Origin of the sequence: Streptomyces sp. ID05-39B, from assembly GCF_033794725.1 — a bacterium.
GTDB lineage: Bacteria > Actinomycetota > Actinomycetes > Streptomycetales > Streptomycetaceae > Streptomyces > Streptomyces bobili.
The window spans coordinates 1-19,133 of sequence record NZ_JARGEF010000164.1; the positions used below are offsets into that span (position 1 = coordinate 1).

General features: G+C 71.2%; 21 protein-coding genes, 1 tRNA gene and 1 pseudogene. 9 read left to right on the forward strand and 14 right to left on the reverse strand.

The window, feature by feature from the left end:
- Positions 1-2: 2 nt before the first annotated feature.
- Positions 3-431 carry an alternative ribosome rescue aminoacyl-tRNA hydrolase ArfB gene (gene arfB, locus P1P75_RS28340; RefSeq protein WP_266458673.1) on the reverse strand — a complete coding sequence of 143 codons (429 nt, stop codon included), beginning with the start codon at positions 429-431 and terminating at the stop codon, positions 3-5.
- Positions 432-587: 156 nt separating this feature from the next.
- Between arfB and P1P75_RS28345 the strand changes: the two genes are divergently transcribed.
- Complete coding sequence (locus P1P75_RS28345) at positions 588-1,163, forward strand: TerD family protein (RefSeq protein WP_266458676.1); 576 nt, start codon at positions 588-590, stop codon at positions 1,161-1,163.
- A 303-nt stretch (positions 1,164-1,466) separates the two neighbouring features.
- Positions 1,467-2,030, forward strand: coding sequence for a GNAT family N-acetyltransferase (locus P1P75_RS28350; protein WP_319260542.1), 564 nt, complete (start codon positions 1,467-1,469; stop codon positions 2,028-2,030).
- Here P1P75_RS28350 and P1P75_RS28355 read toward each other — a convergent pair.
- The 4 genes and pseudogenes from P1P75_RS28355 to P1P75_RS28370 form a co-directional block, all read right to left on the reverse strand.
- Positions 2,014-2,190, reverse strand: coding sequence for a DUF397 domain-containing protein (locus P1P75_RS28355; RefSeq protein WP_319260545.1), 177 nt, complete (start codon positions 2,188-2,190; stop codon positions 2,014-2,016). The genes P1P75_RS28350 and P1P75_RS28355 overlap by 17 nt on opposite strands.
- 123 nt (positions 2,191-2,313) lie before the next feature.
- Positions 2,314-2,412, reverse strand: a pseudogene (locus tag P1P75_RS28360) (GNAT family N-acetyltransferase); the annotation flags it as partial.
- Positions 2,413-2,465: 53 nt separating this feature from the next.
- Positions 2,466-2,672 (reverse strand): hypothetical protein, encoded by a 207-nt coding sequence (locus P1P75_RS28365; protein WP_319260548.1) that lies wholly within the window; start codon positions 2,670-2,672, stop codon positions 2,466-2,468.
- A 14-nt stretch (positions 2,673-2,686) separates the two neighbouring features.
- Complete coding sequence (locus P1P75_RS28370) at positions 2,687-3,271, reverse strand: helix-turn-helix domain-containing protein (RefSeq protein WP_319260551.1); 585 nt, start codon at positions 3,269-3,271, stop codon at positions 2,687-2,689.
- 37 nt (positions 3,272-3,308) lie between these two features.
- Here P1P75_RS28370 and P1P75_RS28375 point away from each other — a divergent pair, with 37 nt between their 5' ends.
- Positions 3,309-3,485 (forward strand): hypothetical protein, encoded by a 177-nt coding sequence (locus P1P75_RS28375; protein ID WP_319260553.1) that lies wholly within the window; start codon positions 3,309-3,311, stop codon positions 3,483-3,485.
- 120 nt (positions 3,486-3,605) lie between these two features.
- On the opposite strand, the gene P1P75_RS28380 is transcribed toward P1P75_RS28375, so the two are convergent.
- The gene (locus tag P1P75_RS28380) at positions 3,606-5,027 is read right to left on the reverse strand and encodes a M1 family metallopeptidase (RefSeq protein ID WP_319260556.1); all 1,422 of its coding nucleotides are present in this window, start codon (positions 5,025-5,027) and stop codon (positions 3,606-3,608) included.
- A 211-nt stretch (positions 5,028-5,238) separates the two neighbouring features.
- Here P1P75_RS28380 and P1P75_RS28385 point away from each other — a divergent pair, with 211 nt between their 5' ends.
- Entirely contained in the window at positions 5,239-5,739 is a 501-nt protein-coding gene (locus P1P75_RS28385) for a hypothetical protein (protein WP_319260587.1), read from the forward strand.
- Positions 5,740-5,912: 173 nt separating this feature from the next.
- On the opposite strand, the gene P1P75_RS28390 is transcribed toward P1P75_RS28385, so the two are convergent.
- Positions 5,913-6,623, reverse strand: coding sequence for a pentapeptide repeat-containing protein (locus tag P1P75_RS28390; protein WP_319260560.1), 711 nt, complete (start codon positions 6,621-6,623; stop codon positions 5,913-5,915).
- 150 nt (positions 6,624-6,773) lie between these two features.
- On the opposite strand from P1P75_RS28390, the gene P1P75_RS28395 reads away from it, so the two are divergent.
- Entirely contained in the window at positions 6,774-7,973 is a 1,200-nt protein-coding gene (locus tag P1P75_RS28395; RefSeq protein WP_319260562.1) for an NAD(P)-binding protein, read from the forward strand.
- A gap of 97 nt (positions 7,974-8,070) precedes the next feature.
- Positions 8,071-9,042, forward strand: coding sequence for a zinc-binding dehydrogenase (locus P1P75_RS28400; RefSeq protein ID WP_319260566.1), 972 nt, complete (start codon positions 8,071-8,073; stop codon positions 9,040-9,042).
- Between the two features lie 99 nt (positions 9,043-9,141).
- Here P1P75_RS28400 and P1P75_RS28405 read toward each other — a convergent pair.
- Positions 9,142-9,213, reverse strand: a tRNA-Thr gene (locus P1P75_RS28405).
- A 243-nt stretch (positions 9,214-9,456) separates the two neighbouring features.
- Here P1P75_RS28405 and P1P75_RS28410 point away from each other — a divergent pair.
- The 3 genes from P1P75_RS28410 (at position 9,457) to P1P75_RS28420 (ending at position 12,006) form a co-directional block, all read left to right on the forward strand.
- A complete protein-coding gene (locus P1P75_RS28410) occupies positions 9,457-10,545 on the forward strand; it encodes a sn-glycerol-3-phosphate ABC transporter ATP-binding protein UgpC (protein WP_319260568.1) in 1,089 nt (362 codons plus the stop codon).
- 212 nt (positions 10,546-10,757) lie between these two features.
- On the forward strand, positions 10,758-11,213 hold the full coding sequence (locus P1P75_RS28415; protein ID WP_319260589.1) for a hypothetical protein: 456 nt from the start codon (positions 10,758-10,760) through the stop codon (positions 11,211-11,213).
- Between the two features lie 61 nt (positions 11,214-11,274).
- Complete coding sequence (locus P1P75_RS28420; RefSeq protein ID WP_319260570.1) at positions 11,275-12,006, forward strand: nucleotidyltransferase family protein; 732 nt, start codon at positions 11,275-11,277, stop codon at positions 12,004-12,006.
- Between the two features lie 115 nt (positions 12,007-12,121).
- Here P1P75_RS28420 and P1P75_RS28425 read toward each other — a convergent pair whose 3' ends face one another.
- The 6 genes from P1P75_RS28425 to P1P75_RS28450 all read right to left on the reverse strand — a co-directional run bounded on the left by P1P75_RS28425 (position 12,122) and on the right by P1P75_RS28450 (position 18,622).
- A complete protein-coding gene (locus tag P1P75_RS28425) occupies positions 12,122-13,780 on the reverse strand; it encodes a DoxX family membrane protein (RefSeq protein ID WP_319260572.1) in 1,659 nt (552 codons plus the stop codon).
- Positions 13,781-13,928: 148 nt separating this feature from the next.
- On the reverse strand, positions 13,929-14,870 hold the full coding sequence (gene rlmB, locus P1P75_RS28430; protein ID WP_319260575.1) for a 23S rRNA (guanosine(2251)-2'-O)-methyltransferase RlmB: 942 nt from the start codon (positions 14,868-14,870) through the stop codon (positions 13,929-13,931).
- Positions 14,871-14,981: 111 nt separating this feature from the next.
- A complete protein-coding gene (cysS, locus tag P1P75_RS28435; RefSeq protein ID WP_319260578.1) occupies positions 14,982-16,382 on the reverse strand; it encodes a cysteine--tRNA ligase in 1,401 nt (466 codons plus the stop codon).
- 169 nt (positions 16,383-16,551) lie between these two features.
- A complete protein-coding gene (ispF, locus tag P1P75_RS28440) occupies positions 16,552-17,058 on the reverse strand; it encodes a 2-C-methyl-D-erythritol 2,4-cyclodiphosphate synthase (RefSeq protein ID WP_319260581.1) in 507 nt (168 codons plus the stop codon).
- On the reverse strand, positions 17,048-17,800 hold the full coding sequence (ispD, locus tag P1P75_RS28445) for a 2-C-methyl-D-erythritol 4-phosphate cytidylyltransferase (RefSeq protein ID WP_319260585.1): 753 nt from the start codon (positions 17,798-17,800) through the stop codon (positions 17,048-17,050). The genes ispF and ispD overlap by 11 nt, the downstream gene beginning before the upstream one ends.
- 339 nt (positions 17,801-18,139) lie before the next feature.
- Positions 18,140-18,622, reverse strand: a complete 483-nt coding sequence (locus tag P1P75_RS28450) for a CarD family transcriptional regulator (protein WP_003953493.1) — start codon at positions 18,620-18,622, stop codon at positions 18,140-18,142.
- Positions 18,623-19,133 lie beyond the last annotated feature (511 nt).

The following is a 19,133-nucleotide window of genomic DNA, read 5'->3' on the forward strand; positions in this document are numbered from 1 at the left end:
CCTCATCCCCAGTCCCGCCCCGTCCTCCCCCGCTTGGTGTCCGACCGCTGCTTCTTCTGCCGCAGCCGGCGTTCGTTGATCCCGCGCGGGATGCGGGTGGGGCGGCGCGGCTTGGGCGGCGGCGCCGTGGCCTCGGCGAGCAGGGCCGCCAGGCGTACGGCGGCGGCCTCGCGGTTGCGCCACTGGGAACGGTGCTCGGAGGCGCGGACCGAGATGACGCCGTCGACGAGGCGCCCGGCGAGCCGCTCCAGCGCGCGCTCCTTCCACACCTCGGGCAGCGCCTCGGTGCGCGCCAGGTCGAAACGCAGCTCCACCTGCGAGTCGCTGGTGTTGACGTGCTGCCCGCCGGGCCCCGAGGAGCGCGAGAAACGCCACACCAGCTCGGCCTCGGGAAGGGCTACGGAGCCTCTGATGACATGGGGACCGGACATGCCGTACATGTTCCCCTGCCTGACCCGTCCACGTCACGCGAATTAGGGTTTGGCAAAGAAAGTAAAGACACGGGGAACCTTGAGCGCCCCTCGCGGCGTTCATAGGGGTAGCTGTAGCTTCGTGCCCGTCACAGAACTAGGGAAGGACTCCCAAAAATGGCTGTAAGCCTGTCCAAGGGTGGCAACGTCTCGCTCACCAAGGAGGCTCCGGGCCTGACCGCCGTCACCGTGGGCCTCGGCTGGGACGTCCGCACCACCACCGGCACGGACTTCGACCTCGACGCCTCGGCGATCGCGGTCAACCCGGAGGGCAAGGTCTACTCCGAAGCCCACTTCATCTTCTTCAACAACAAGCAGACGCCGGACCAGACCATCGTCCACACCGGTGACAACCGCACCGGCGAGGGCGCGGGCGACGACGAGGCGATCAAGGTCAACCTCGCGGGTCTCCCGGCCGACATCGACAAGATCGTCTTCCCGGTCTCGATCTACGACGCCGAGAACCGCTCGCAGAACTTCGGCCAGGTCCGCAACGCCTACATCCGCATCCTGAACGAGGCCGGCGGCGCCGAGATCGCCCGCTACGACCTCTCCGAGGACGCGGCGACGGAGACGGCCATGGTCTTCGGCGAGCTGTACCGCAACGGCGCCGAGTGGAAGTTCCGCGCGGTCGGCCAGGGCTACGCCTCGGGCCTGGTGGGCATCGCCCAGGACTTCGGCGTCAACGTCTGAGTTCGCGTCTCACCCTCTTCACCGGAGCCCCCGTCCAGCCGGCCGGGGGCTCCGGTGTCGTACGGAATTGGCAGATCCGGGCCAGAGACACGCCGTAGAAACGGCAGATCGCCGGCCCGTATCTGCCAATCAGCGTCCGCCGAGCGGATTCGCCAGCGGCTTCCCAGCCGGTCGAGGGCTCCGCGCGCCTCCGGCGGGCGCGGCCTGTGGGACCCGGCCCGTCGGTGAGGTGGGACCCGGGCCGGTGACTTGATCGACCCCGCGGGCCTTGATCGCTGCCGAGCCTGCTGATTCGCTGACGGCATGACCGACCTCGGGCCCGTCACCTGGCCACCAGCCCCGATAGCGACCGAACGGCTCGTGCTCCGTGAGCCCGAGCCCCGGGACCGTGCGGCGTTCATCGAACTGCTCGCCTCGCCGGAGGTGCACACCTACCTCGGCGGCCCCCGCCCGCGTGACGAGCTCGAGCGCGAGCTGCCCGAGGCGCCCGAGCGGTGGCCCGGGAGTTTCATCGTCCATCTCGGCGGGGCGATGATCGGCCAGATCCTGCTCAGGAGAGCACCGGTTCACCAACGCCCGGCTGCTGCGGGGAAGGCCGATCTCGGCTACCTGTTCCTGCCGCGAGCCTGGGGATCCGGCTACGCCACCGAGGCGTGCGCGGCAGCACTGGAATGGTTCGACGGCGCCCTCCCCGGCGAGCCGGTGGTGCTCACCACCCAGACCGCCAACGTCGGCTCGATGCACCTCGCGGCGAAGCTGGGATTCATAGAGGTAGAGCGGTTCCAGGCCTGGGACGCCGAACAGTGGCTCGGCGTGCGGTCCGCGAGGAACGGAGTGCGGGTGACTCCGCCTAGGCCTCGGCCTTGATCCGACGTATCAGGGCCGACAGGCCCTCGGGGGACGCCCACAGCACGGCGGTGGGGTCGTCGCTCTCGCGGAGAAGGAGGAGGGGTTCGGCTCGGGATATCTCTATACAGTTCTCGCCCGCGACGCCGGAGAAGGTCGACTTCTGCCACTGCACTGACATTGCAGATCCTTAGAGTTCGCGCGCGATGTCATGGATGAACTGACGGGACTCGCCCTCCCCCAGTGACAGCCTCTCCGCATTGTCGAGCAGCTGCCCGTACCTCTTGACTTCGGCCGCCGCTTGCTCTCGAACCTCCGGATCGGCATTCATCGCCGCCCACGGTTCGAGGTCGGAGTCACGCCATCGGCGCAGGACGAGGCGATCGGTACGCAGTTCTGCCATCCCGCCCAGCCAACGTGACCAGTACCCCCGAGGCAATCACTTCTCCTCCACGGCTAGGGAACAGCGGCTGCGGTCCTGGGCGGGGTGGCCAGTCGCAGGCCGACCTCCACGAGGGTCCAGCCGAGGCGGGTCCGGAGGTCCCGAAGGTCCCGGGAGCGCCGAGGGGCCCTGGCCGCGGCGGCGAGACGGTACGCGTCGGCTTCGGCACGGAGTTCGGCAGCGCGGACGTGGTGCAGGGCGAGGTGCGTATGCGGGTGCATCGGGCTGTGGCCTCTCATTCCGTGGTGAGGGGGAATGCGCGTGTCTGGACGCGTACGTGAGCGGTGTCGGCGTCGCCCTCTTCGGTGGCCCGGTCGCGGTAGGTGTCGACGAGCGCGTGCATCTTCTCGACGAGTTCTCGGGCGAGTTCGGGCGTCAGCCGTAGCGTCGCGCTGCTCATGTCCCAGGTGCGGTTCCACTCTTCCGGCCATGCGTGGCGGTTGCCGAGCCAGGTCGACAGGTCCCGGGCCTGGGTGGTCGCGACCTCATGGAGGTACGTGTCGGCGGCCCCGCGTACGTCCGGGCTGGTGTCCGCGAGCAGGGCGTCGTCAAAGCGCAGGCCTTTGTGGGCCGCCTTCCACCACCGCTCCCGGCCCTTGCCCCGCTCCGGGTCGTCCTCGATGAAGCCGTGGGCGGCGAGCTGTCGCAGGTGGTAGCTGGTGGCACCGCTCGACTCGCCCAGCCTCTCGGCGAGTTGGGACGCGGTGGCCGGACCGCCGAAGCGCAGCGCGTCCAGCAGCTGCATACGCAAGGGGTGCGCGAGCCCACGCAGGGAGCGGGCATCGAGGGTACGGACCTGTGGGTCCTGGGGCTCGTTCATGCATACAGAGTAGGCCTACAAAGAGATCGTTGCAACGGTGTCTTTGCAACAAGTCCTTTGTACGGCGCGGCGGTTCGACGGAGGTGTCGTCTCACCATCCCCGTCCACCAGCACGAGCACATCTACGTCACCCCCGGCCCGCGCCGAGAACCCCGCCGCGCCCGGTCTCGCCGCCGCCCACGCCACCGACGGCATCCTCACCTGGCGCTGGTGAAGCCGCGAGGAGCTGGCCGAGGAGGCGGAGCCGGTGTGGCCGGAGGGCCTCGCCGGGCGGCTCGACGCCTGGGACACCTCGCGCCGGCCCCGGTAGCGGCGAGGCCACGGTAGCGGCGGGTCAGGGGCTCTCCGGCTTGCCCGTCCCGTACAGCCAGTCGCGCCAGATCGGCTCGAAGTCCTGGTCCGGGGCCTGCTTCTCCACATACGCGGTGAAGTCCGCGGTGTCGGCGTTGCCATGGCGGTGGGTGGCGGTCCAGCCCTGGACGAGGTCGTAGAAGGCGTCGTCGCCGAGGGTCTGCCGGATCTTGTGGACGACCATCGCGCCGCGCTGGTAGACCGGGTCCGCGGAGACGTCCGCGGCGCTCGTGGGCTTCGCGGGCGGGAAGTCCCAGAGGTCCTCGTAGGTGTCCTCGCCGTGCTCGTACCGCTCGGTGAAGGTCTCCTCGGCGGTGGGCCCGCCCTCGTCCTCCGCCCACAGCCACTCCGCGTAGGTCGCGAAGCCCTCGTTCAGCCACATGTCCCGCCAGGTTCTGGGGGTCACGGAGTTGCCGAACCACTGGTGGGCGAGTTCGTGGACGAGGAGGTCGACTCCCGGGGCGCCAGGGAAGACCGGGCGGTTCTGGGTCTCCAGGGCGTACGCGGAGTCGCTCGGGCGGTCGACGATCGCGCCGGTGGAGGAGAAGGGGTACGGGCCGAAGTTGTGGGCCGCCCACTCCATGACCTCGGGCAGCCGGGCCAGCGCGGTGCGGCTCGCGGCGGCCTGGGCGGGGTCGACGGCGACGTACACCGGCACCCCGTCCCCGGTGGTGGAACGCGTGACGGCGTAGCGGCCGATCGCGAGCGTGGCGACATAGCTCGCCATGGGTTCGGCGGTGCGCCAGGCGAACGTCGTACGGCCGCCGGTGGTCCGCTCGCTCCTCAACTCCCCGTTGGACACGGCCGTAAGGCCTTGCGGCACGCTGACCCGGATGTCGTACGACGCCTTGTCGCAGGGGTGGTGATTGCCGGGGAACCAGGCCATGGAGCCGGTCGGTTCGCCCAGCGCGAGCGCCCCGTCGGCCGTCCTGAGCCAGCCCTCCTCCGAGCCGTCCGGGTCGCGGATCGTCTCCGGGCGGCCGGAGTAGCGCACGGTGACCTCGAAGGTCTCCCCCTTGCCGAGTCGGTCCTCGGGACGGACGGTCAGCTCCTGCCCGTCGCGGTCGAAGGTCGCCGCACTGCCCTCGACGGTGACCTTCTCGACCGTCATCCCCTTCAGGTCGAGATGGAAGGCGGAGAGGGCTTCCGTGGCACGGGCGGTGACGCGGGCGGTGCCGGACAGGCGGTGGCCGGTGGGGTCGTAGGCGAGGTCGAGGTCATAGTGCCGGACGTCGTAGCCGCCGTTGCCCGCCTTCGGGAAGTACGGGTCACCGAGCCCCGGGGCGCCGACGTCGTGCGACCCGCCCCCGTCGCCCGCCTCGCACCCGGCGAGGGCGAGCGGCAGGGCGAGGCCCCAGACGGCGGCCACGGCGACGGCCCTGACAAGGCGCGCGGATCGGGACATGTGAACGATCTTAGGCGCGAACGGATCAGGACATGTCAGAGATCCGGGCAAGGCACAGGAATCCACGAGCCGCACGGATCAGGGCATGTCAGAGATACGGGCAGGGCACGGGAATCCACGAGCCGCGCGGATCAGGAGCCGCGAGGGCCGGGGCAATGTCCGGGATCTCGGCGGGCGCCCGCCCCCGCGGGGCCGTGACACCATCACGTACGTGCTCGACATCGGCTACGCCCTCTCCAACCGCTTTCCCGACCCCCCGCAGACCGACTACCGCCGCGCGGACGTCCACGCGCTGCGGCACGACCTGTTCTGCGGGGACGTCTACCTGGCCGACACCAAGGCCGACCGCGAGCTGTCCACAGCCTGGGGATGGGTGCCGGTGCTCGACTTCGCGTGGGCGCTGTGCGACATCGTCGAGCAGCTCGACCAGGACCCGAAGGGCTCCCGCGCCTCCCGCCCCCAGCACGCGGAACTGGACTTCACCGAGTCCAGCGACCGCATGCTCTTCGAGCGCCGCTTCGGCTGGGTCGACATCGAGGCCGACTGGATGCCGGCCGAGGAACCCCCGCTGAACTTCTCCCACACCGAGCTGCGCCGCGAGGCCCGCGACTTCCTGCACGACCTGATCGCCGACCTGGTCGACCTGCACGACGACCTGGGCGAGAACCCGGCGATCTGGACCCTCCAGGCACGCTTCCCCCGACTGGCCTGAGCGGCACCCCACCCATAGCGAGGCTCGCCGACCTCCTGGCCCCCCTCGGGCCGCCCCGCGTCGGCCGCGCCGAACCACGCCGAGCCGAGCACCATCAGAACCTCCGCCGGCATCCCCTGTGAGCCAGAGTTCCCCGGCCGGGCAGCTGCACCCCCGCCGGCCACGGCACCCCCTCAGTCCTCCACTCTGATCCCCAGCTCAGCGGCCAGGATCGGTGCCAGATCCAGTAGCTGACCCGTGTTGATCACCGCGCCGGACAGGCGGTCCAGGCCTCCCGCGATGCCCAGTTCCGTCGCGCCGCGCAGGTCCGCGTCCGTGAGCGTCGCCGCGGTGAAGTCGGCCGACTTCAGGGCACAGTCCACGAACTCCACGCGCTCCAGGCGGGCGCCCCCGAAGTCCGGCTCGACCAGCACACATCCCTGGAAGACGACGTCCCTCAGCCGGGCCTGACGCAGATTCAGGTAGTCGATCTTGCCGCCACGGATCAGGACCCGCTCCAGGACCGCCCCGTGCAACTGCGTCCCACCCAGGCGGGCGTCGATCAGCTCGACGTCACGCAGGGTCGACTCGGCCAGGTTCGTGCCGACCCCGCGGATGCCGGTGAGCACGGAGTCGAGCAGGCGGGCGTGGTGCAGCCGCGTCCCGTCCAGCACGCAGGCCGACAGCGCGCAGTCCATGAAACGGGCGCCCCCACCGTCCTGTCCGGACAGGTCTCTCCCCCCGAACTCCAGCCCGTCATAGTCCCCGTCGGGCTCCAGCCCCCCACCGTCGTACGGCTCCAGCGGCGGCAGCCGCACCTCCGGCCGCCGCGCACCCTTCACCCGGCTGCCACCGCCCGCGGCCGTCCCGGCCCTGCTCCCGCCACCCGCACCCGTCCTCGCCATGCCCCCATGCTGCACCCCACCACTGACAATCCCGCTGACCAGCGCGAACGCCCGCCATGTCACAAATCCCGGCCCACCGGCGGTCCTATCCGGCAAAGGCACCGGACATCACCCGGCCCTCCCGGCCGTCTCACCACACACGGAGAGCCCATGCGCCACATCACCGTGATCGGCGGTGGCTTCGCCGGCCTCACCGCCGCCATCGCCGCCACCGAGGCGGGTGCCAAGGTCACCCTGCACGAGGCCCATCACACCCTCGGCGGGCGGGCCCGCACCGCCGACGGCCCCTACCGGACGAACGAGGGCCCGCACGCCCTCTACAACGGCGGCCCGCACTGGACCTGGCTCCGGCAGCGCGACCTCATCGGAGCGCTCGCCCCGCTCCCGCCGCTGGAGGCCGCCCGGCTGCGGCTGCACCACCGGGGCGCCCTGCGCCGCACCCCGCCGCTCGCCATGCTCAAACTGCTGCGCGCCGGTGTCCGCCGCCCCGCGCCCATCGACGTCGACTTCCTGACCTGGGCGACCGAGCTGGCCGGCGAGGAGGGCGCCCGCGCCGCCGCGCACTACTGCGCCGTCGCCCTCTTCCACCACGACCCCGGCGCACTGTCCGCCGCGTTCGTGCAGGAACGCCTGCGCCGCGCCACCAAGCTGCCGCCCGAGGCGCACTACCCGCGCGGCGGCTGGGGTGCGCTCATCGACCGGATGGCCGGCCGAGCGTGGAACCTCGGGGTGCGGATGGAGACCCTCTCCCGTGTCGACACCCTCCCCACCGACACGCCGGTCATCGTCGCGACCTCCCTCGACGCCGCCCGCCACCTGCTCCGGGACGACTCCCTGACCTGGCCGAGCGGCCGTACCGCCCTGATCGACCTCGCCGTACGCAGCGTCCCCCGCTCTCGGCTCCGCTCGATCGGGGGGACCTCCGCCGGGGACGCCTTCGCCGTCTCCGACCTGGACGCGCCCGGCTGGATCGAGCGCTTCTCCGCGCAGGACCACACCCTCGCCCCGGCCGGTGAACAGCTGATCCAGGGGCAGATCCCGATCGGCCCCGGCGAGACCAGGGCGGTGGGCATCGCCCGTGCCGAGCACCTTCTCGACCTGGGGTTTCCGGGCTGGCGCGAGCGGGTGACCTGGCGCAGGGAGGCGGTCGCGGCGGGCCGTACGGGCGCGGTGGACCTGCCGGGCACCAGCTGGCGGGACCGCCCGGCCGTCGAGCGCGGCGACGGCGTCTTTCTGGTGGGCGACCAGGTGGCCTCGCCGGGCGTGCTGTCGGAGGTGTCCTTCACCAGCGCCCTGACGGCCGTCTCCCTCGCCCTCGGCCGGAACACCCTTGACCTCAAGCACGCTTGAGGTCGCAGAGTGGCCGGACGGACAGCACCACGCGACGACACCACGCACACCGCACACGCCGCACACGCCACACACGCGAGCGATCCTGGGGGACCCCATGCACGCCGTACGCCTGCACGCCTTCGGCCCGGCCGAGAACCTCACCTGGGAGGAGGTCGAGGACCCCCGCCCGGAGCCGGGCCAGGTCCGTATCGCCGTCCAGGCTGCCGGTGTGCACCTGCTGGACACCGCCCTGCGCGAGGGTCATCAGGGCCCGCAGCAGCAGCCGACGGCGCTGCCGACCGTCCCCGGCCGTGAGGTCGCCGGGGTCGTCGAGTCCCTCGGCGAGGGCGTGGACGGCGTATGGCTCGGCAGGCGCGTCGTCGCCCACCTCGGTTTCGCCCCCGGCGGCTACGCCGAACTCGCCGTCACCGACGTCGACCGCGTCCACGAGATCCCGCAGAACCTGGACGCCGCCCAGGCGGTCGCGATGATCGGCACGGGCCGCACGGCGCTGGGGATCCTTCAGTTCGCCGAGCCGGGCCCCGACACGGTGGCCGTCGTCCCGGCCGCCGCGGGCGGTATCGGCACCCTGCTCGTGCAGTACGCGAAGAACGCGGGCGCCACGGTCGTCGGTCTCGCGGGCGGCCCCGAGAAGACGGCCCTCGTCCGGGAGAACGGCGCCGACCTCGCCGTCGACTACAGGGACCCCGCCTGGCCGGACAAGGTCCGCGCCTTCCTGGGCGGCCGGCCCGCCACCGTTGTGTTCGACGGCGTCGGCGGCGAGGTCGCCCGCGAGGCGGTGGCACTGCTCGGCCCCGGCGGCACGCACCTCGTCTTCGGCTGGTCGGCGGAGGGCATCAAGGACGGCGAGGGCTACTTCGTGGAAGGCGTCTCACAGTCGGTCCTCGGCCCGGTGATGCTGGAGAAGGCGGGCGGCCTGCGCCCCCTGGAACTGCGCGCCCTCACCGAGGCCGCCACCGGCCGCCTCACCCCGTCCGTCCACCGCTTCCCCCTGCGCGAGGCGGCCACCGCCCACCAAGCCCTGGAAACCCGCCGCACGACAGGCAAGGTCGTCCTGGAGCCCTGACCCGACCGACCGACCGGAAGAATCCGCCAGGAAGAAACCGACAGGAAGAAGCCGGCAGCAGCAGAAGAACCCACGGAGAAGAACCCACGGGAGAAGAAGAGCCCCCTGTCGGATTCGAACCGACGACCTTCGCTTTACAAGAGCGGTGCTCTACCACTGAGCTAAGGAGGCGTGCGCGCTCGCGTCCGCGAACGCGCCCGAGCAGTGTACCCAGGTCGCCGGGGGCCCCTGCCGAAAATTTCCGCGAAGTTCACATGCCTTGGGGTACTGACAGATCAGGCGAACGCCAGGTACCGTCCAGATCCGGTTCACTTATGTGGACTACACCTTCCCGGGCCCTGTCCGGGACGGCTCACCACCTTCCTACAACGGATCGTCCGGCACGTTCCTGCCGGTAGAAGGGGGCCCATCACCATGGCCACTGTCACGTTCGACAAGGCGACCCGGATCTACCCGGGTTCCACCAAGCCCGCCGTCGACGCACTCGAGATCGACATCGAGGACGGCGAGTTCCTCGTCCTGGTCGGACCGTCGGGCTGCGGCAAGTCCACCTCGCTCCGCATGCTCGCGGGGCTCGAGGACGTGAACGGCGGCGCCATCCGCATCGGCGACCGCGACGTCACGCACCTGCCGCCTAAGGACCGGGACATCGCCATGGTGTTCCAGAACTACGCGCTCTACCCGCACATGACCGTCGCCGACAACATGGGCTTCGCGCTCAAGATCGCCGGCGTCAACAAGGCGGAGATCCGGCAGAAGGTCGAGGAGGCCGCGAAGATCCTCGACCTCACCGACTACCTGGACCGCAAGCCGAAGGCCCTGTCCGGCGGTCAGCGCCAGCGTGTCGCCATGGGCCGCGCCATCGTGCGTGAGCCCCAGGTCTTCCTCATGGACGAGCCGCTGTCCAACCTGGACGCCAAGCTCCGCGTGTCGACGCGTACGCAGATCGCCTCGCTGCAGCGCCGCCTCGGCATCACCACCGTGTACGTCACCCACGACCAGGTCGAGGCCCTGACCATGGGCGACCGGGTGGCGGTCCTCAAGGACGGTCTGCTCCAGCAGGTCGACACCCCGCGCAACATGTACGACCGTCCGGCGAACCTGTTCGTGGCCGGCTTCATCGGTTCCCCGGCGATGAACCTCGTCGAGGTCCCGATCGCCGACGGCGGCGTGAAGTTCGGCAAGTCGGTCGTGCCGGTCCAGCGTGACGCGCTCTCCGCCGCCACCGACAAGACGGTCACCGTCGGCGTCCGCCCCGAGCACTTCGACGTGGCCGGCCCCGACACCGAGCAGGGTCTCGCGGTCGTCGTGAACGTGGTCGAGGAGCTGGGCTCCGACGCCTTCGTCTACGGCACCGCCACGGTCGGCTCCGAGACGAAGGACCTCGTCGTCCGCGTCGGCGGCCGCAACGTCCCCGAGAAGGGCAGCACGCTGCACGTCGTGCCGCGCGCGGGCGAGACCCACGTGTTCTCGACGTCCTCGGGCGCGCGCCTCTCCGACTGACCCGAGCAACGTGAGAAGGGCCCCGCGGCGGCTGCCGCGGGGCCCTTCTCGCATCCACCCTCCGGAAGGCCGAAAAACCCCGGCACAACGGGCCTTTCGAGCGCGAACGTCAACCCACTACCCAAAAAGACGCACTCCTTCATCCCCCGACCGGGTGACTAAATGTCGCCAAATCATTACCCCGCGCTACCCTCACACGCGTGAAGCACTCCGTGAAGCACTCCGCCACCCAACCGTCGCGACGCGGCCAGGGCCCCGCCCGACGGATCGGCCGCTCGCTCGCCCTCGTCCTGCCCGTCGTCATGGTGCTCTCGGGGACCCTCGCGGTCACCCGGGTCAACTGGTCGGGGAACCCCTCGGATTCGGTGCTCACCGCCTCCGACATCTCCACCGCCCACCGCACCTCGCACGGCGCCTCCAAGGCCCCGCAGGACGTCCTGCGCGACCAGCTGCTGACCGAACTCCAGGAGAAGGACCCGGGGACCGCCCTGACCCATCTCCAGGCCGCGGTGAACGGCAGGCCGTCCCTGGCGAAGCACTGCACCTCCATCGCCCGCTCCCTGGGCCGGGCCGCCGTCCGCATCTACGGCCCCTCACGCGCCCAGTCGTACGCCCGCCCGGTCTGCGACACCTCCTTCGCCTCGGGCGTCCTGGCGGCGCACCACTAGGGCGTTGGAGGCCCCCAGGGGACCCTCTCGACGGGAACGGGGCGCCGCGTACAGTTCGGGCATGACCGATCCGCGCGCCGCGTCCCGACCCACGCAAGCCGTCATCCTGGCCGGCGGCCAGGGGTCCCGGCTGCGTCCCTACACCGACGACCGGCCCAAGCCGATGGTCGAGATCCCCGGGACGGGGACGCCGATCATCGGCCACCAGCTGGGCTGGCTCGCCGAGGAGGGCGTGACCGACGTCGTGGTCTCCTGCGGCCACCTCGCCGACGTCCTGGAGAACTGGCTCGCCTCCGCCGACCTGCCCCTGAAGGTCACCACGGTCGTCGAGACCGAGCCCCTCGGCCGCGGCGGCGGCCTGAAGTACGCGGCCGCCCGCCTCCCGCACCCGGAGCGGCCCTGGTACGCCACCAACGGCGACATCTGGACCCGCTTCTCGCTGCGCGACATGGCGGACTTCCACACCGAGCGCGACGCCGTCGCCACCCTCGCGCTGGCCCGGCCGCGCATCCCGTGGGGCGCCGTGCAGACGGACGGCTTCGGCCACATCACCGACTTCATCGAGGCCCCGCCCACGACGTACGAGATCAACGCCGGCGTCTACGTCTTCTCCCCCGAGTTCGCCGGGCTGCTGCCCGAGCGCGGGGACCACGAGCGGACCACGTTCCCGCATCTCGCCCGTGAGCGGCGGCTGGCCGGGTTCCCGATCCCGCAGGGCGCGTACTGGCGCGCCATCGACACCGCGAAGGACCTCACGGAGGCGGCCAGGGAGCTGGCGGCACTGGGCCGCTGACGGCCCGACAGACTTCCACCCGGGCTTCTCCGCGGACTCCTGCACGGACTTCCTATGACGACGACGGCCCCGCTCGCTTCTCGCGCGAGCGGGGCCGTCGTCGTGGGGGCGGGGGCTAGCCCAGCAGGCCGCCGACCAGTCCCGGGCGTTCCGCCGACGGGGAGCCGCCGTCCGGGCCGCCGGTGGAGCCGGAGCCGCTGGTGCCGCCGGAGGTGGGTCCCGAGGTGGTGCTGGGGGCCTCCTCGACCGGGCTGGACTGCTCCGGCGGGGCCTCGCCGCCGGAGCCCTGGGTCTGGCTGGGGCCGCTCGTGGCGGTCTCGGTGTCCCGTGTGGCGTCCGGAGCCGAGTCCTCGTCCTGGGTCGGGGCCTCGGACGTGCTGCCCTGGGTCGGCGAGGTGGACGCGGACGGCGTCCGGCTCGGCCGGCGCCCGTCGGACTCCTCGGGGAGCGGCGAGCCGGGCAGTTCGTTGCGCGGGGCCTCGCCCGGACCGGGGACGACGACGCGATCGGAGTCGCGGACGGCACTGCCGAGGAGCGACCCGATGAGCAGGGTGAGCCCGACGACGATCGCCGTGACGAGGGCGCCGCGGCGCAGCACGTAGCGGCGCAGTTCCCACAGGTCGGACCGAGGACCGAGGCGCCTCCAGGCACCGGCCGCGAGGCGGCCGTCGACGGAGTAGACGGGGGCGCCGGCGATGATCAGCGGCGACCAGGCGGCGAGGTAGATGATGTCGGGCGTCTCGTAGACCGGGACGGTCTTCCAGCTGACGGTGAGGATGAGCGCGGCGGAGAGCATGGCGCCGATGCCGGCGGCGATCCGCTGCCAGCAGCCCAGGACGGTGAGGACGCCCACGACGACCTGGAGGAAGGCGATGACGAGGCCTGAACCGATGGGGTGGTGCAGGGCGAACTGGCGCAGCGGCTCGGCGACTTCCCACGGGTGCAGGGTGTTGAGCCAGGTCACCATGGAGCCGCGCTTGCCGCCGTCGAAGTAGACCGGGTCGCACAGCTTGCCCATGCCGGCGTAGATGGAGATGAAGCCGAGGAGGATCCGCAGCGGCAGCAGGACGACGCCGAGGTTCATCCGGCGGCCGGGGAAGTAGGCGTGCCGGGCCGGGTCGCCGCTGTGCCGTCTGCCGTACGAGCCGGCGTCCGCCGCGGCGGCGGCCTCGGCGAACTCCTCGAACCTGTTGTCGTCGTGGTCCGGGCGGCCGTAACCGGGCTCGTCGTAACCGGGCCCGTCATAGCCGGGTTCGTCGTAGGCGCTGCCGGCGGTGCGCATCTGCGGCAGGATCCGCTGCTCGCCGTCGCCGTGGGTGCGCTGGGCGCCGACGAGCGGGGTTTCCATGGTCTGCGCGGTGAGGTCGCCGTCATAGCCGGCGTCGATCCCGACGCGGGGGATGACCTGGGTGGCTCCGGCGTCGGCGGCGGGCGGTTCGCCGTGGCCGACGCTGCCTGCCCGCACGGCCTGGAGCAGCCGGTGGGCCCCGGTGTCGTCCGGTGCGGACCGGCCGCTCCACACGACCGGGCGACGACGGGCGGCCCCGGCGACGGGGATGCGCGCGGTGTCCTCGGCTGCGCTCGCGTGCCGCGCGACCCGCGGGGATTGACTGCGCCGTGCCGACGCCCCCAGCTGCACGCGGAAGCTCGCGTGATTGACGATGATCTGCGCCGGGTCGCTCGGCACCTTCACCATGCTCAGCGCGGGAGCGTCGTCGAAGCCCGACGAGAGGTCCCCCGTGGGTGTGCGGGGTGTTCTGGTGTCCACACTCATCTAACCGAGTGATGTGTGTTTAGGACACTGCCTTGACCCGCCTGATCTGTCCGGACAGCGTCAAGGTTGTCCGACGCGCCGGAATTACCCCGCACGGGTGAGCTGACGGACGGGCGTTCGATCGCCCGTCCGTCAGCTGCGAACCGACTCAGGCCCGGTGTCGAGCCGCCTCGTACAGGACGATGCCCGCCGCCACACCGGCGTTGAGCGACTCCGCGCCGCCCGGCATGGAGATCCGTACCCGGTGGTCGCAGGTCTCGCCGACCAGGCGGGACAGGCCCTTGCCCTCGCTGCCCACGACGATGACGACCGGGCCGCTCAGGGCCGCCAGGTCACCGACCTCGGCCTCGCCGTCGGCGGCCAGACCGACGATCGTCATACCGGCCTTCTTGTACGCCTCCAGGGCGCGCGTGAGGTTGGTGGCGCGGGCCACCGGCGTACGGGCGGCCGCACCGGCGGACGTCTTCCAGGCACCGGCGGTCATGCCGGCCGCGCGACGCTCCGGGACGACGACGCCATGGCCGCCGAACGCGGAGACCGAGCGGACGACCGCGCCGAGGTTGCGCGGGTCGGTCACGCCGTCGAGGGCGACGATCAGCGGGTCCTGGCCGGCGTCGTAGGCGGCGTTCGCCAGGTCCTCGGGGTGCGCGTACTCGTACGGCGGGACCTGGAGGACCAGGCCCTGGTGGTTGAGGCCGTTCGTCATGCGGTCGAGCTCGGGGCGCGGGGCCTCCATGAGGTTGATGCCGCCGCGCTCGGCCGCGAGCTGGAGCGCCTCGCGCACCCGCTCGTCGTTGTCGATGAACTGCTGGACGTACAGGGTGGAGGCGGGCACGCCGCCGCGCAGCGCCTCGACGACCGGGTTGCGGCCGACGACCAGCTCGGACGGCGACCGGCCGGCCCGGCCGCGCGGCGCAGGACGGCGCGCGGTCTGCTTGGCCTTCGAGGTGGCGAGGCGGTTCTTCTTGTGCCCCTTGCGCATCTCGGCGGGCGGGGTCGGACCCTTGCCCTCCAGGCCCCGGCGCCGCTGGCCGCCACTGCCGACCTGCGCGCCCTTCTTGCCGGACATGCGGCGGTTGTTGGCTGCCATGACCTACCCGTCTGTCGTGAAGCGTGCGTACGTACGTAATGCAGTGTGCCGCCCGGACACCCGGGCGGCACAATCGATCAAGAATGCATCAAGGATCGATCAAGAGGGCGCTCAACGCTGGCCGAGCGTCCAGCGCGGGCCCTGGGGCCCGTCCTCGATGGTCAGGCCCGACTGGTTGAGCTGGTCGCGAATGGCGTCCGCGGTGGCCCAGTCCTTGCGGCCGCGCGCCGCCTCCCGCTGGTCGAGGACCATGCGGACGAGGGTGTCGACGACGCCGTGCAGGTCCTCGCCCCGATCGCTCTCCCCGGCCCAGTGCGGGTCGAGGGGGTCCAGGCCGAGGACGCCGAGCATGGCGCGCACCTCGGCGAGGCGGGCCACAGCGGCGTCCTTGTCGTCGGCGGCGAGGGCGGAGTTGCCCTGCCGGACGGTGGTGTGCACGATGGCCAGCGCCTGCGGGACGCCCAGGTCGTCGTCCATCGCCTCGGCGAAGGCGGGCGGCACCTCGGCGGCCGGCTCGACGGCTCCCCCGGCCAGCTCGACGACGCGCTGCACGAAGCCCTCGATCCGCGCGAACGCGGACTCGGCCTCGCGCAGGGCCTCCTCGCTGTACTCGATCATCGAGCGGTAGTGCGGGGTGCCCAGGTAGTAGCGCAGCACGATCGGGCGCCACTGCTTGACCATCTCGGAGACCAGGACGCTGTTCCCGAGCGACTTGGACATCTTCTCGCCGCTCATGGTGACCCAGGCGTTGTGCACCCAGTACCGCGCGAACTCGTCGCCGTAGGCCTTGGCCTGGGCGATCTCGTTCTCATGGTGGGGGAAGATCAGGTCCAGGCCGCCGCCGTGGATGTCGAAGGCGGAGCCCAGGTACTTGTGGGCCATCGCCGAGCACTCCAGGTGCCAGCCGGGACGGCCGCGGCCCCACGGCGTCTCCCAGTCGGGCTCACCCGGCTTGCCGGCCTTCCACATCGCGAAGTCGCGCGGGTCGCGCTTGCCGGTGATGCCCTCCTCGGTGGGCTGGCGCAGGTCGTCGATGTCCTGGTTGGACAGCGCCAGATAGCCGGGGAAGGAACGCACGTCGAAGTAGACGCTGCCGTCGGCCTCGTAGGCGTGGCCGCGTTCGATGAGCCCGCGCATCATCTCGATCATCTCCGGGACATGCCCGGTGGCCCGCGGCTCGTACGTCGGCGGGAGGCAGCCGAGGGCGCGATAGCCGTCCTCGAAGGCCCGCTCGTTCTCGTACCCGATGGACCACCAGGGCCGGTCCTGGTCATGCGACTTGGCGATGATCTTGTCGTCGATGTCGGTGACGTTGCGGATGAACGTGACGTCGTAGCCGCGGTGGGCGAACCAGCGGCGCATGATGTCGAAGTTCAGGCCGGAGCGGATGTGCCCGATGTGCGGGGCCGCCTGCACGGTGGCACCACACAGGTAGATCGAGACACAACCCGGTGTGAGCGGGGCGAAGTCACGAATCTGCCGGGCGCTGGTGTCGTACAGGCGAATAGTCACCACTCCAGGGTAGTGGGCGTGGGCGAGTGCCCGACACCTTTCACGGGTACGGGCATGCGGTGTGCCGGGGACCGGTGGGGACACACGGCTTCCCGCCACCGGGACCGGACTCCGACGCCGGGCAACGGCCCCGGCGCGACCGCTGGTTCGCTCCGCCATGACCACGTCCTCAGCCCTGGCGCACCACGAGCGCCGTCGCCACCGCCATCAGGCCCTCGTCCCGGCCGGGGAAACCCAGCCCGTCCGTCGTGGCGCCCGACACCGACACCGGGGCTCCCGCCGCCTCGGAGAGGATCTTCTGCGCCTCGTCGCGGCGCTTGCCGATCTTGGGGCGGGGGCCGACGACCTGCACGGCGATGTTGCCGATGACGAAGCCGGCCGCGCGGACGATCCGGGCCGCCTCCGTCAGCAGCGTCACGCCCGAGGCGCCGGACCACTCGGGGCGGCCGGTGCCGAAGTGCCGGCCGAGGTCACCGAGCCCGGCGGCGGAGAACAGCGCGTTGCACGCGGCGTGCGCGACGACGTCCGCGTCGGAGTGTCCGGCCAGGCCCGGCCCCTCGCCCTCCCACTTCAGACCCGCGCACCACAGCTCGCGGCCCTCCTCGAAGGCGTGGATGTCGGTGCCGATCCCGACCCGGGGCAGCACGGGCGGCACCGGGGTGGCCTCAGTAGCCATCGATGAGCCTCCTGCGGGCGAGGACGGCCTCCGCGAGGACGAGGTCCAGCGGGCGGGTGACCTTGAAGGCCTCCTCGTGACCGGGGACGACCACGACGGTCAGGCCGAGCCGCTCGACCATGCCGGCGTCGTCGGTCACCTCGTCGGTGACCGTCTCGTGGGCGCGCAGCAGGGTGGCCCGGTCGAAGCCCTGCGGCGTCTGCACGGCCCGCAGCCGCGACCGCTCGGGCGTGGCGACGACCGGTTCGGGCCCGCCGGGGACCGCGGCCGGTTCGACCTCCTTGACGGTGTCGGCGAGCGGCAGCCCCGGTACGACGGCCGGGGCGCCCTCGCGCACGGCCTCGATCACGGCGTCGACGGTGTCCACGGGGACGAGCGGCCGGGCTGCGTCGTGCACGAGCACGATGTCGTGGCCGGGCGGCAGCGCGTCGAGGCCGAGCTTCACCGACTCCTGGCGGGTCTCGCCGCCGGGGACGACGACGAAGTCGGTGCGGTCGGGCAGCGCGTGCGCGTCGAGCAGCGACTTCACCTCGGCCGCGCCGTCCGGCGGGGCCACGACGACCACGAGGGAGACGGAACGGGAGGCGGCGAGGGCGCGCACCGCGTGGATCAGCATGGGTGTCCCGCCCAGCGTGCGGAGCGCCTTGGGGGCGCCCGGACCGAGGCGTACGCCCCGGCCGGCGGCCGGGATCACCGCGGCCGTGCGGACGGGGGCGGGGGCGGGAAGCGAATCGTCAGACATCGGTTCCTGTCAGGTTTGTGTGCTCGGCCTACGTGGGTACGGAGACAGCGTGCCTGGCTCGACGCCTTGACCGGACCCTTCCGTGACCCCGGTCGAGGCGACAAGCGGTCCGGCACGCGAGGACTTCGGCGGCTGCTTCCGCTTCGGGGGCTGCCGCGGTGAACACGCACCGGCTTGCGTATAGGTATACGCGGCACAGGTGTGCGCGCGGCATACGCGTCGGCGTTCGGCGTCTGGGCATGAATATGCCGCAGCGCCCGGCGACGGGGATACGTCATCGGGCACTGCGGCATGTTCACTGCACTGAGCGAGCTGAGCTGAGGCCGGAAGGTCTCGGCGTCAGGACGCGAGGACCTCGTCGAGGAGCGCCTCGGCCTTGTCCTCGTTCGTGTTCTCCGCGAGCGCGAGCTCACTCACCAGAATCTGGCGGGCCTTGGCGAGCATGCGCTTCTCACCGGCGGAGAGTCCGCGCTCACGCTCACGACGCCACAGGTCACGCACGACTTCCGCGACCTTGATGACATCGCCGGAGGCGAGCTTCTCCAGATTTGCCTTGTAACGACGCGACCAGTTCGTGGGCTCCTCGGCATACGGCGCGCGCAGCACCTCGAAGACCCGGTCCAGCCCGTCCTGACCGACCACATCACGCACGCCCACGAACTCCGCATTGTCCGCTGGCACACGTACCGTCAGGTCACCCTGGGCGACCTTCAGCACCAAGTAGGTCTTGTCCACGCCTTTGATCTGGCGAGTTTCGATGGCCTCGATCAGCGCGGCCCCGTGATGGGGATAGACCACGGTGTCGCCAACCTTGAACGTCATGTGACAGGTACCCCTTCCGTGGCTATCCAGAGTAACACGGAAACTTCGGGTTCTGAATGGCGTTTTCGCAGGTCAGGGCATATCTCAGGGCTTGACAACAGCAACAGGAACGTGCTGCGGCCGGGCGGCGGAACGAGGTATTCGCAGGTCGGAGCGGCTCTCCGCGGGGGGCGAAACACGTACGTCACGTACGCCCGAAGGCCCCTTCGAGCGTCCGAACATCCCCAAATGTCCGCTTCCGGATGTGCGACTTCCGCTACTCCGTTCGGTGTCCGGAGTCGGATCCTGGCCGTTTCCGGAATTGATCACACAGGCGGCCGAACAGGCGGTGATCAATTCCCGCGACGGCCACGCATTCCTTCACGGAAAATCCGTGAGGCCCGTGAGCGGCGCTTATGTGAATGCACGACTACGTGCCGGCGATCGGCGTCCCGGTCACCGGCGCAAGCCAATGTGACTCACGGGTCACTTGTGACCGCGCCGAGAGACCGACGGGGGTCCGGCGGGAGGC

Excerpts from the sequence above, each read along its gene's own strand:
- P1P75_RS28380 (WP_319260556.1), bottom strand. The coding sequence starts at position 5,027 with ATGTCCCGATCCGCGCGCCTTGTCAGGGCCGTCGCCGTGGCCGCCGTC.
- P1P75_RS28365 (WP_319260548.1), bottom strand. The coding sequence starts at position 2,672 with ATGCACCCGCATACGCACCTCGCCCTGCACCACGTCCGCGCTGCCGAA.
- P1P75_RS28390 (WP_319260560.1), bottom strand. The coding sequence starts at position 6,623 with ATGGCGAGGACGGGTGCGGGTGGCGGGAGCAGGGCCGGGACGGCCGCG.
- ispF (WP_319260581.1), bottom strand. The coding sequence starts at position 17,058 with ATGGCTACTGAGGCCACCCCGGTGCCGCCCGTGCTGCCCCGGGTCGGG.
- P1P75_RS28345 (WP_266458676.1), top strand. The coding sequence starts at position 588 with ATGGCTGTAAGCCTGTCCAAGGGTGGCAACGTCTCGCTCACCAAGGAG.
- P1P75_RS28425 (WP_319260572.1), bottom strand. The coding sequence starts at position 13,780 with ATGAGTGTGGACACCAGAACACCCCGCACACCCACGGGGGACCTCTCG.
- P1P75_RS28420 (WP_319260570.1), top strand. The coding sequence starts at position 11,275 with ATGACCGATCCGCGCGCCGCGTCCCGACCCACGCAAGCCGTCATCCTG.
- ispD (WP_319260585.1), bottom strand. The coding sequence starts at position 17,800 with ATGTCTGACGATTCGCTTCCCGCCCCCGCCCCCGTCCGCACGGCCGCG.
- arfB (WP_266458673.1), bottom strand. The coding sequence starts at position 431 with ATGTCCGGTCCCCATGTCATCAGAGGCTCCGTAGCCCTTCCCGAGGCC.
- P1P75_RS28450 (WP_003953493.1), bottom strand. The coding sequence starts at position 18,622 with ATGACGTTCAAGGTTGGCGACACCGTGGTCTATCCCCATCACGGGGCC.
- P1P75_RS28395 (WP_319260562.1), top strand. The coding sequence starts at position 6,774 with ATGCGCCACATCACCGTGATCGGCGGTGGCTTCGCCGGCCTCACCGCC.
- P1P75_RS28400 (WP_319260566.1), top strand. The coding sequence starts at position 8,071 with ATGCACGCCGTACGCCTGCACGCCTTCGGCCCGGCCGAGAACCTCACC.
- rlmB (WP_319260575.1), bottom strand. The coding sequence starts at position 14,870 with ATGGCAGCCAACAACCGCCGCATGTCCGGCAAGAAGGGCGCGCAGGTC.
- P1P75_RS28355 (WP_319260545.1), bottom strand. The coding sequence starts at position 2,190 with ATGTCAGTGCAGTGGCAGAAGTCGACCTTCTCCGGCGTCGCGGGCGAG.
- P1P75_RS28370 (WP_319260551.1), bottom strand. The coding sequence starts at position 3,271 with ATGAACGAGCCCCAGGACCCACAGGTCCGTACCCTCGATGCCCGCTCC.
- P1P75_RS28350 (WP_319260542.1), top strand. The coding sequence starts at position 1,467 with ATGACCGACCTCGGGCCCGTCACCTGGCCACCAGCCCCGATAGCGACC.
- P1P75_RS28410 (WP_319260568.1), top strand. The coding sequence starts at position 9,457 with ATGGCCACTGTCACGTTCGACAAGGCGACCCGGATCTACCCGGGTTCC.